General features: G+C 47.4%; 14 protein-coding genes. All 14 read left to right on the top strand.

Annotated elements, in window-relative coordinates:
- Nucleotides 1–123: 123 nt before the first annotated feature.
- The gene (locus ACED59_RS23350) at nucleotides 124–1,023 is read left to right on the top strand and encodes a Mu-like prophage major head subunit gpT family protein (RefSeq protein ID WP_371704829.1); all 900 of its coding nucleotides are present in this window, start codon (nucleotides 124–126) and stop codon (nucleotides 1,021–1,023) included.
- 53 nt (nucleotides 1,024–1,076) lie between these two features.
- A complete protein-coding gene (locus ACED59_RS23345) occupies nucleotides 1,077–1,325 on the top strand; it encodes a hypothetical protein (RefSeq protein ID WP_371704807.1) in 249 nt (82 codons plus the stop codon).
- A 2-nt stretch (nucleotides 1,326–1,327) separates the two neighbouring features.
- On the top strand, nucleotides 1,328–1,891 hold the full coding sequence (locus ACED59_RS23340) for a hypothetical protein (protein WP_069669249.1): 564 nt from the start codon (nucleotides 1,328–1,330) through the stop codon (nucleotides 1,889–1,891).
- Nucleotides 1,892–1,929: 38 nt separating this feature from the next.
- Nucleotides 1,930–2,601: a hypothetical protein gene (locus tag ACED59_RS23335; RefSeq protein WP_371731384.1), complete on the top strand. Its 672-nt coding sequence runs from the start codon at nucleotides 1,930–1,932 to the stop codon at nucleotides 2,599–2,601.
- Nucleotides 2,602–2,625: 24 nt separating this feature from the next.
- Nucleotides 2,626–3,060 carry a gp436 family protein gene (locus ACED59_RS23330; protein WP_102551316.1) on the top strand — a complete coding sequence of 145 codons (435 nt, stop codon included), beginning with the start codon at nucleotides 2,626–2,628 and terminating at the stop codon, nucleotides 3,058–3,060.
- Nucleotides 3,060–3,605: a phage virion morphogenesis protein gene (locus ACED59_RS23325; RefSeq protein ID WP_371704804.1), complete on the top strand. Its 546-nt coding sequence runs from the start codon at nucleotides 3,060–3,062 to the stop codon at nucleotides 3,603–3,605. The genes ACED59_RS23330 and ACED59_RS23325 overlap by 1 nt, the downstream gene beginning before the upstream one ends.
- Nucleotides 3,598–4,188: a hypothetical protein gene (locus ACED59_RS23320; protein ID WP_371704803.1), complete on the top strand. Its 591-nt coding sequence runs from the start codon at nucleotides 3,598–3,600 to the stop codon at nucleotides 4,186–4,188. Before ACED59_RS23325 ends, ACED59_RS23320 begins: the two co-directional genes overlap by 8 nt.
- Nucleotides 4,189–4,203: 15 nt before the next feature.
- Complete coding sequence (locus ACED59_RS23315) at nucleotides 4,204–4,413, top strand: DUF2635 domain-containing protein (protein ID WP_371704802.1); 210 nt, start codon at nucleotides 4,204–4,206, stop codon at nucleotides 4,411–4,413.
- Between the two features lie 2 nt (nucleotides 4,414–4,415).
- Entirely contained in the window at nucleotides 4,416–5,894 is a 1,479-nt protein-coding gene (locus ACED59_RS23310; protein ID WP_371704801.1) for a phage tail sheath subtilisin-like domain-containing protein, read from the top strand.
- A 15-nt stretch (nucleotides 5,895–5,909) separates the two neighbouring features.
- The gene (locus tag ACED59_RS23305; protein ID WP_371704799.1) at nucleotides 5,910–6,263 is read left to right on the top strand and encodes a phage tail tube protein; all 354 of its coding nucleotides are present in this window, start codon (nucleotides 5,910–5,912) and stop codon (nucleotides 6,261–6,263) included.
- Nucleotides 6,263–6,607, top strand: a complete 345-nt coding sequence (locus tag ACED59_RS23300) for a phage tail assembly protein (protein ID WP_371704798.1) — start codon at nucleotides 6,263–6,265, stop codon at nucleotides 6,605–6,607. Before ACED59_RS23305 ends, ACED59_RS23300 begins: the two co-directional genes overlap by 1 nt.
- Nucleotides 6,608–6,732: 125 nt before the next feature.
- Nucleotides 6,733–8,532 (top strand): phage tail tape measure protein, encoded by a 1,800-nt coding sequence (locus ACED59_RS23295; RefSeq protein ID WP_371704797.1) that lies wholly within the window; start codon nucleotides 6,733–6,735, stop codon nucleotides 8,530–8,532.
- Nucleotides 8,533–8,543: 11 nt separating this feature from the next.
- Complete coding sequence (locus ACED59_RS23290) at nucleotides 8,544–9,863, top strand: DNA circularization protein (RefSeq protein ID WP_371704796.1); 1,320 nt, start codon at nucleotides 8,544–8,546, stop codon at nucleotides 9,861–9,863.
- A complete protein-coding gene (locus ACED59_RS23285) occupies nucleotides 9,860–10,969 on the top strand; it encodes a phage baseplate assembly protein (RefSeq protein ID WP_371704795.1) in 1,110 nt (369 codons plus the stop codon). The genes ACED59_RS23290 and ACED59_RS23285 overlap by 4 nt, the downstream gene beginning before the upstream one ends.
- Nucleotides 10,970–11,089: the final 120 nt, after the last annotated feature.

Genomic DNA, 11,089 nt, shown 5'->3' with positions numbered 1-11,089 from the left:
AGGTGGCAGCCAGTTAGATAAAGACGAACTTGCGATGTGTCGCAAGATGAATTTGACCGAAGAAGAGTTCCTAGCATCAAAGAACTCTATCGCGTCTAACCAAGAACTGAATAAGGACGCGTAATCATGGCGACTGAAGCTCAAATTATTGAAGCGTTGTTTGTATCAATGAACGCCTCGTTCGTGAAAGGTGTTTCACGAGCAAACCCACAATGGGACAAGATTGCTACTGAAGTGCCGTCTTCTGGTGAATCTAACTTCTATGGTTGGTTGAAAGACCTACCAGAGATTAAAGAATGGGTGGGTGACCGCCAGCTGGCTGATGTGGGTAAGCATGGTTATTCCATTACTAACAAGACGTTCGAAAGCTCTATCTCTATCAGCCGTGAAAATGTTGAAGATGACCAAATCGGTCAGTACTCAGTATTGGCAGAACGTTTTGGTGATCAGGTAACGATGTTCCCAGACAAGCTTGCTTATCCATTGCTTGTGGCAGGCTTCACCACGCTTTGTTATGACGGCCAGAACTACTTTGATACTGACCACCCGTTAGACACGACACCTGCTTCAACGTTCTCGAACGTGGTGGGTGACCCGTCAACCGATACAGGTTCGCCTTGGTTCTTGATTGATAACTCGCAAACGCTGAAGCCTATCGTGTATCAGAACCGTCGTCCGTTCGTGTTCAAGAACATGAACCCGACAGAAGAGTACACCTGGTTCAACAACAAGTTTGCAGCGGGTACAGATGGCCGTTGTGAAGTTGGCTTCTCTTTCCCTCAATTAGCGATTGGCTCTAAAGCTGCGTTAACGGAAGCGAACTATGAAGCGGCGGTTAAACAACTTGGCGGAATGAAACGTGCCGATGGTGTGCCTCTGGGTGTTCGCCCTACCACGCTTGTGGTTGGCTATACGAACCGTGCGGCAGCGAAGAAGCTGATTGAACGAATGCTTATTGAAGGCGGTGATACCAACGTGTATTTCCAAGACGTAGAAGTGATCGTTTCTCCATTCATCGCTTAACCAGCAAGACAGATTGGCGGTAGCAATGCCGCCAACCTTTAGGGATTTATGCCATGACTGTAAAAGTTGAACTTAATCCAAACACTTGGACGCTTATTTCTTCTGCTGCGGCGGGTTATATGGACAACCAAGCAGGCAGCGTTGTGAAGTACCGTGTTGAAGACTCAGCACCATCCGATGCTGAAACGTTTGGGCACCAACTGAAGCTTGAAAAAGGCATTGGTTGGTCTCGCGCTGTAGCGAAAAATATTTACGGAAGAACGGCCAGCTCAATAGGCGATGTCATCGTTACGGAAGGTTAAGTATGTTTTTTGAAAACTCACCACTGATAAGCCAAAGCGCACCGCCAGCACCTGAATCTGTTTTGCTTATGCGTGCCAGTTATGTCACGCCAGATGCGAACGATTTAAAGCAAACGCTCGCGGCAGACAACACACCAGAAGCGATTCAATTTAACCAAATTCCTCTAGCGTCTGCTGACCTTTCCCTTGATTTATTAACAGGTGAAACCACAGCGCTCAAAGACTTTAGTGGAATGGTGAGCTTGAACGTTTCCATTTTGCGTGAGCTTGCAGGTGCAGGTAGTACCGATTGGGGAATGTTCATCGAAGTGTTCGATACAGGGACAGGCCAATGGGTAGCTTATGACGGCAGCTTGAGACCGATTACCTTAGATAGCCAATCAACCGATGAGAAGCGAGCGATTGATTATTCTGTGTCTGTCTCCATCTTGGCGGGTGACAAATTCCGTTGGATGCATTCAACGAGCGATGCAAGCCGAACGGTTTCCATTGTTTCATTTGGCGCAGCTAATGGGTTGCCCTCTTCAGCGGGTGTGATCATGAGTTTCTGGGGCATTAAACCGTAATTTAATCGCCATTAAATATTCGTTTAAAGGAGTTCACAGTGAGTGGAACTAAAAAATCAACAACTGGAAAAGTTGGAAAAGTGGAAGGAAATCCCTCCACCGCTAAAGCGGAAGCCGAACAGAAAGCACTCGACAACGCCGATGCTGAATTAAAGGCCGAAGCTAAAGCTAGGGCTGAATCAGAAGCCGAAGCCAAGGCGGGAGCTGAAGCTAAAGCAAAATTAGAAGCCGAAGCTAAGGCGGAAGCTGAAGCTAAAGCGAAATTAGAAGCCGAAGCTAAGGCGGAAGCTGAAGCTAAAGCAAAATTAGAAGCCGAAGCTAAGGCGGAAGCTGAAGCTAAAGCGAAATTAGAAGCCGACAAAAGCAAAGGTGATCAAATTGTACAAGTGGATTCAAAGAAAGATGATGTGGTTCATCCTGGGGATGGCGTTGACGCTATCGGTGTTCTTGGCGCTTTCAAAGTATGCGCTAAATCAGGTGCTGGGTTTTGGCGCTCAGGCGTTCAGTTCCATCGTCTCCAAGAAAAGCTGGTGCTTGTGGTGGAACAAGAGCCGGATGCGTCTGCGCGAGTTCATGCGAAAGATCATGAACCAGAGTGCGTGGTGTTCCTCTCTCCTGAAAAGGCGAAGCGAGTACACGACGAGCCGCACCTAACAGTTGAAGTTGTTGAGCTTGAAGACGTACTCGATCTTCAAGACATGCAGCAATAACGTTTTTAAAAGGTAGTAAATACGATGGCAACTTACGCAACCAAGCAAGACCTACTTGATCGTGATGAGCAAATGCTGTGGAACTTTGCGGTAGACCGCACTACAGGCGAACTCAACGATGTTTGGATTAACCAGGCATTAGACCAAGCCGATGAAGAGATTAACTCTTTCTTAGGTCGTCGTTATGTGCTGCCACTGCCAACAGTGCCAGGCATGTTGAATAAGGTTGCCATCACTATCGCGTTCTACTGGTTAGCCGACCGTGACCAACAGGCCACGAACCTACTAGAAGAGCGCTACAAGATGCAGCTTGAAACCCTGCGTGAGATAGCCAATGGCAAGCGCGAACTAGGCTTGCCAACCATCGAAGCGCCAACCGAAAGCAGTGTGGGCAAAGTTGAGCTGATTCAAGAGAACGAGCGCCAGTTCACCCGCAACAGTTTGAGAGGCGTCTTGTAATGTCGATTGGTGTTCAAGTTACGGGAACGCAAGAGCTTGAGCGCTATCAACAGCTGCTTGAAACCCTAAGCGACCCAAAGCACAAAGTTGAACTGCTTGATTCGTTAGGTGGAATTGTAGAGAGCCAAACCAGAAGAAGAATCGCCGATGAGAAAACGTCACCTGATGGTCAGCGTTGGGATGATTGGTCTAGCAGTTATGCGAAGACTCGACATGGAAACCAATCCCTTTTGCAGTCCGAAGGCGATTTGTTGGACTCCATCCAGTACCAGGTGCAGCGCAACCAAGTTCGAATTGGATCGCCATTGGCCTACTCTGGCGTTCCTCAAGATGGCTTTTCTGGTCCGGTTCAAGTGTCTGCTCATACGCGCCTTATCACACAAGCCTTTGGTAAAGCGTTGGCGTTTCCGGTCTATCAGTCTGTAGGGGCGTTCACTCGCATGATGAACATTCCACAGCGTGAATACTTAGGGCTAAGTACCGACAACCAATCTGAAGTGTATGCGGTTATCGGTGACTTCTGGAAGGAGTTAATGAATGTCTAGACCCGACTTTACCACCAGTGGTTCTACCGTTTGGGCTGTGAATGAAATCGTTCAGTACCTTAAGCCAAAGCTTGAAGGTGGTGAGCGTGAAATAGAAAAGATCCAAACCGTTGAGCGCCACATTGGCCGCTTTGATAAGGCGGATGATATTAAGCGCTGGATGTCGAACCGTGACGGTGGCGTTCGTATTGCTGCCCTACGTGTTCCGCAATATGAAACTGTGGGTAATCGCTTAATTGGTAACGTTAACCTTGTGGCCTATGTGTTTACCACTGACCAGTTCGGTTACAAAAAAGACCTACGTGCTGAAGTGGTCGCAGGAAAGTTAGTACGTGAACTGGTGGATAGAAGCGCACTGCCAACATCCTATGGTCGCGTTGAAAACGTACGCAGTGACAATTTATACAGCGGTGAAATTGACAAGCTTGGTATTGCTATCTGGTCTGTCACTTGGTCGCAGCAATGGTACTTAGATGAAGAGATTGATCTCAGTACGTTAGATGACTTCATTACCTTTGGTCTGAAAGGTGAAATCGCAGATGGCGCACCCACCATTGATGGTGAAGTGAAGCTGCCTCAATAAAGCAAGGGCATAACGATGATTTTAAAACCGAGCAATAAAGAGATTCCCGTTCGCAACCCTGAAGGGGGCTTCCTTTCAGATGAAGGCGAAAAGGTTAAACGAAATTCATATTGGCTGCGACGCATTGCAGATGGTGATGTTGTTGAAGTGAAAGCGACTGCTGACGCACCGGCTAAAACGAAATCCACTAACGCACCGGCTAAGCAAGCCACTAAAGGAGAATAAGCATGTCATTGGGCTCTATTCCTAACGATATTCGAGTACCACTCGTTTATATCGAGATCGACAACAGCGAAGCGAATTCAGGCACACCCGCTTTGGCTCAGAAAGTATTAGTACTTGGCCAACAGCTGGCAACGGGCACTGCTGATGCACTTACGCTGAATCGTATTACCACAAGTGAAAGCCAAATAGACGACCTTTACGGTAAAGGTTCAATGCTTTCTCTTACGCTTAAGAAGTTCCGCAAAACCAATGAATTTACTGACGTGTATGCATTGGGTGTGGCTGACTTGGCAGCAACTGCGGCTAAGGGTGAGATTACCGTTACGGCAACCACGGTTAAAGCAGGTGTGATCGCGTTACTGATTGCTGGCGAAAGCGTGCAGGTAACGGTGAAAGATACGGACGATGCTGATTCTATTGCGACGGCCATCATTGCTAAGGTGAATGCTGATACCAACCTGCCTGTTACTGCTGCTTTGAAAGCGGCGTCTACCGATATTGTAGAGCTTACGTGTAAATGGACAGGTATTACGGGCGACGATATCGATATCCGTTACAACTACTACGATGGTGAGTTCTTGCCTGGTGGTGTGACTATTGCGATTACCGACATGACAGGCGGCGCAGGAACACCAGACATGAGCGCTGCTATCGCGGCGATTCCGAACGAATGGTACAACCATATCGTCATGCCATTTAACGATACCCAATCAATGAATGACCTACGTGACGAGCTGGTTAATCGTTGGGGCCCACTCAAGATGATTGAAGGTATTGCTTATACCGCGTTTCGTGGCACCTTTGCTGAGACGGGTGCGTTTGGCTCTGCGCGTAATGACTTCTTGTTTACGTGTATGGGTACGAACAGTTCGCCAAACTCGCCTTGGGAATTTGCTGCGGCTTACGCAGGCCGAGCGTCTTACTCACTGGGCATTGACCCTGCTCGCCCTCTTCAAACGTTAGTGCTAACCAGTTTGCTTCCACCGGCTAAAACCGCTCAGTGGGATATGACCGAGCGCAATCTACTTTTGCATGATGGTATTGCCACATACATGGTGACACCTGGCAATGAAGTAGCGATTGAACGTGAAGTGTCAATGTATCGTCAGAATGCTTATGGCGACCCAGACCCAAGCTATCTTGATATCACTACGCCAGCGACGTTGGGTTACTTACGTTACTCACTTCGAACCATGGTGACCAACCGATTCCCTCGCCATAAATTGGCAGGTGACGATGTACTTGATCGCCTTGACCCTGGTCAGCCAGTTGTGACACCAAAGATTATGCGCAATGCCGTGTTAGAGCTTGCCAATACTGACTGGGTGCCAAGTGGTTTGATGGAAGACTTCGATGGTTTCAAAGAGACGTTGGAAGTGTATCGAGACACAAGTGATCAGAACCGTTTGAACTGTGTGTTCAAGCCCGACATTGTGAATCAGTTCCGTATCTTCGCCGCACTAATGCAGTTCAAACTTTAATAGGGAGCACGCACCATGGGACAAATCCTTGGTCAAGTTGTTGTTCGTGCTAACAGCAAACAACTCAAAACAAAGAAGGGTTCTACTTTGAACCCAGGTGGTTTCACTCACGTTTCTCACGCAGGGCCAAACCGTATTTGGGGTAAGTCGAAAGAGTTCACGCCCTCTACTATGTCGGTGGTGATTGCGGCGGATGAAGATGTCGATGTTGTTAAAATCAATAACATCACAGACGCAACGCTAACTTGGGAAGGCGACAACGGTGTTGATTACATGATTACAAGTGCCTCACCACAAGCGCCGTTTCAGTTAAGTGACTCTGGTGAGATTACGGGCACGTTCGAAGGTAACCCAGCGGAGCGCGTTTAATGGCCATCATGACCTTTGGATTGGATCATGGTTTCAAGGTGGGCGAAGCCGTCCACCATGAAGTTGGTCTAAGAGAGTTAAGCTCTGGTGATTACATCGATGCGCAGTTAGCGGCAGAGAAAGTGATCGTGAATGAGGGTGTGGCCATGGCATACACCTCTGATGTGCTTTACGGCATCGAGCTTCTTGTTCGTCAGGTTGAGTACATTGGCAGTGTTCAGGGGCCTATCTCTATCAAGGAGTTGAGAAAGCTGCACCAGGACGACTTTAAACTGCTGCAAGAAAAAGCAAGCGAACTCGATGAGCTGATTACCAAGGAGCTTGAAAACAGGGGGCGATCTTAAGGCGCTGCCGGAAGTCTGTGAAAACTTGCAACTTGCGATGTGTTCAAAGATTCCGTTAAGCGTCACCACTGCCATGCCTTTGCGGCGACTACTCAAAACCTATCGAAAACTAAGAGAACAATCCAATGGCACAGAAACTTGAAACCGATATTGTCTTAAACCTTGCGGGCAACCTTGCAGCTAAGGCGCGTCAGTATGGTAATTCGATGGGTGAGTTCGCCAAGAAAAACAAAAAAGCCATGACACTCGTTAAAACCTCGACCGCCGCAGCTGGTCGGGGTATCGATGCTTTAGGTAATCGCTATGTGGGTATGGCTACGGCATTTGCGACAGGATATGTAGCAAAAGGGTTTGTTTCACTAGATAGGCGATTAAGTCGGCTTGCAATTGCGGCTGAAGTCAGTAAAGAAAAAACGACTGAACTATATGATGAAATCCAACGGGTGAGTAACCTAGAAGGCATTAGAATAGACCCTAGTGAGTCGCTATCTGCTATCGAAGAAATATTAACAAAGACAGGGGATTTAGGTTATGCCATGGAAAATCTACCTAATATTGCAGCTGTGATTCAAGCGACAGGTGCGGCAGGCCAACAAGTTGGTGGGATATTTACCGAATTTAAGAAGCTTGCAATCGAAGGTTCAAAGGATGCTATGGCATCAATTGATGTACTAAATAAACAAGGTAAAAGTGGTGCTTTTACTCTTGCTAGTATGGCTAACTTTGGCCCTCAAATATTCGCTGCTTATGCTGCTACAGGTCGGCAAGGGGCAAAAGCAGTTACAGAGCTTGGTGCTGCGTTACAGGTTATTAGAGGTGGTGTGGGTAGTGATGAAAAAGCAGTTACCGCATTTGAAGCTCTAATTCGTGATATTACCTCTCCAGATAGAGTAAAAAAGCTTCAGCAATTGGGCGGAATTAGTGTTTTTGACCGAGATAAATTAAAAGATGGCATTGAGGTTATGCGCCCCCTTCCTTCGATTATGGAAGATATTGTTAATAAGTCAGGCGGTATGTCAGAAAACTTGGCAATGTTAAATTTAACTGATGAAGCAAAGCGAGCCTTGAACCCATTAATAGCCTTGTATAAAGAAACAGGTTCAGCGAATGCCTTTAGCGGGTTTATGTCAATTGTCGGTGACGGTTCGGTTACTCTGGCTGATGCATCTGTTGCTGCGGGCGATGCAGCAGCTAGCGTGCAGCTCTTAAAAAGTTCTTTCGATAAATTTGCTAATCAAAGGTTGGCTGAACCTATTCGTGAGCTTTCTGATGCTATTAACAGCATTGATGATGAAACCATTCAAAACTGGTTGAAGTGGGGAGAAGCAGCTGCATGGGCTGTAGGTGGTTTGGTTGTGGCCAAGAAAGGTTTAGATGTTGTAAATGCTGCTGGTAGGTTCTTAGGTAAAGGTAAGGGTGGCGATGCAGGCGGTAAAGGAGGGTTTCAAGACTTAGGCGCGATGCCAGTGTTTGTTGTAAACATGCCAGGTGGTGGCATGGGTGGTTTAGGTGGTGACGTTCCTGATGGGAAAGGAAATGGCGGCAAAGGACCAGGTGCAACGAAACCAAGCAGAACGGGCACAGCTTTAAAAGGTGCGGCGGCAGCGACAATTATTTACCCTGTTGTAGATACTGTGCTTGATTCTCTGATTGGTGGTACCGATTTCGGCAAGTGGGCTAAGTCAACCACGCTAGGTGACTTGCTTGGTGGGGCTTCAGATAAAGCCATAACAGAAGACAAAGTGAATAGCTACTTAGGTTTGAGTGCTGGCGCTGGCTATCAACAGCCTGTGGGTTATGGCCAGTACAATGCTGCCAACGGTAATGTGAAAGTTGATGTTTCTGTTAGTGATGACCGTATTACTAAGAAAGTAACGTCCTCCTCGCCAACCATTCAAATCGACCCAGATACGGGCGCAAATTAAAGGGGCTTTAAATGGCATTTGAAGATCGTTTAACCGCCTCTATTCGTGGTGTTGAATTTTTCCTAGATGATGCAAGTGGTGACTTTGGTCGCCGTGCTATCCCTCATGCTTACCCTAAGCGTGAACAAGGCTATACCGAAGATAACGGTAAAGTGCTTCAGCAAGAAATGATTAATGGCCGCACTGTGGGTGATGGCTACTTTGAGAAACTACAACAAATCATTGAAGCGATTAATACACCAGGGCCGTGTGAACTTATTCACCCTTGGTTTGGCGTTCGTAAAGTTCAGGTTGGTAAAGGCAGCTTTAAGTTAGTCAATAAAACAGACGGCTTAGCCACGTTTAGCTTTGAGGTGTTTGAACAAGGTGAAAATCTATTCCCGAATTCAAAGCGCGATACCGCAAGCCAGGTGCAAGGTGAATCAACCAAGTCACAAGATGCGGCTAATGATGCCTTTGAAAAAGAATTTGATGAGACGGCCACGGAAGGTGTGGGCGATATGGTTGATCAGTTCTTAGATGACTTGGATGAATTCACTCGTGGTTTGCCATCACTACCCAGTGAGCTTCGCGAGTGGACAGATCGCCTGATGCGCACCAAAGATTCCATTGGCAACTTATTGGCCTACCCTGGTGAGTTAGCGCGTGAAACCATGGGCCTGTTGGAAGACGTGAAAGGCGTGGTCACTGACCCTATTCGCGCCCTCGATGTTTACCAGAACGTGCAAAACCGTTGGGATGGTATGCGAGCTGAATTGGCTGTTACTGGTGGTTTGAGTCGTAACATCGATAGTGCTGATGGCTTCGCAAGTTCGGTGCCTAGCGTGGCTAACCCTGTGAAGCAGCAAGCTGTGCTAAACAATGCCGATGCGTACAAGCGTTTGATTATGAATTCCGCGACGGTTTCTAAGGCTTCAGCAATGGGTGACGCCGATATTGGCGTTGATTTGATTGATACCGATGAGTCGATTAATAGCCTTTCAGGTGCTGACCGTAAAGCCGTATTAACGGGTGAGCAGTACAAGAAGATTGGGTATGACATTGCTAATGAATTAGCGGATCTTTCTGCGAACGCCGTTGAGCTTGGTGACTCTGCTGTGTGGCGTCAGTTTCGTGTACTGCGTCAAGCGGTGCTGGCGGATACCAGAGCAAGAGCCGAGTTGTTGCCTCAGTTAAGTATTTACACGCCCACCAGTACGGTGCCTGTTTCTTTGGTGGCGTGGCAAGAGAATGGCGACACTGAAACGCGCCAGAGCATTGTGCGTCGTAATGGCCTGTCTAATCCGTCTTTTATCTTGCCTTCAGATTCCATTGAGGTGATTAGCTCATGACAACGCAGTTAGATGAAATTGTATTGAAAGCTGGCGGTAATGTTTACGGTGGCTGGACTAAGGTCAGCGTGACTCGCTCAATCAATGCGATGTCTGGTTCATTTGATTTAGAACTGACTTGGAAGTGGCAAGGCTCTGATGATAAATACAAAGCCTTCATGGAGCCGATTCAGCAAGGTCAGCCTTGTGTGATTGAAATTGGTGGTGAGCGCGTGATTACGGGCTATGTGGATGATTGGGTGCCTAGCTACGATGCAAACCAGGTGATGATATCGGTGAGTGGTCGAGACAAAACCGCTGACCTAGTGGATTGCTCGATTGACTACCCTTCAGGCCAGTTCAACAACCAAACGTTAACCCAGATTGCTAACGTGGTGTGTAAGCCTTTCGGTATCAAAGTGATCGTGAATACCGATGTGGGCGCGGCGTTCCCTCGTATTCAAATCGAGCAAGGTGAAACCCCGCATGAGTTGCTTGCTCGTCTAGCGCGTCAGCGTGGTGTGCTGTTAACCAGTGACACGTTTGGCAACCTTGTGATCGTGCGTAGAAGCACAGAGCGTGCGGGTGTGTCTTTAATCCTTGGTGAAAATGTAAAAGCTGCGCGTGGTCGCTTCAGCTGGCGTCAGCGTTTTAGCTATTACAAAATAAAAGCCGTCGGACCTGCATTTGGTGGCTTTGATTCAGATGATGCTATTTCGGTAGGTGGTATTGAGGCGAATGTTAGCGATGCAGATATTACACGTTATCGCCCGATGATTATTGTTAATGAAGAAGTGACTACTGCTGAAGGTGCAGCCAAGCGCGGCCAATGGGAACGCCAACGTAGCATTGCTATATCTAATGGTGCTGAGTACACGGTGACAGGGTGGCGAATTCCGCAAACGGGCAAGCTATGGAACTTCAATACGGTAGTGCCAGTTCAAGATGAGATTGTGGGTTTGGATGAAGAGATGCTGATTTCCTCGATCATGTTTAGCGAAGATGCTTCAGGTCGTATTGCTGTGATTAGTGTGGTTAAGCCTGAGTCTTTTGATATACCCGCGGAAGCTGCAAAGAATACCTCTTTAAAATACTCTTGGAAGAAAGCTCAAGGACAAGCCGAATGATTACAATGAGACATGTCGAGAAGTTACTTTCACCAATCAAACGCCGTATCACTGGCATGGTTGCCCGTGCGTTAGTTTCTGGAGTTGTGGAAGACTTACAGCGTCAGAATATTCAGGTAC

Origin of the sequence: Vibrio sp. FF266 (assembly GCF_041439695.1) — a bacterium.
GTDB lineage: Bacteria > Pseudomonadota > Gammaproteobacteria > Enterobacterales > Vibrionaceae > Vibrio > Vibrio tasmaniensis_A.
The sequence above is the reverse complement of the archived record's forward strand: the minus strand, read 5'-3'. Positions and strand labels throughout refer to the sequence as shown.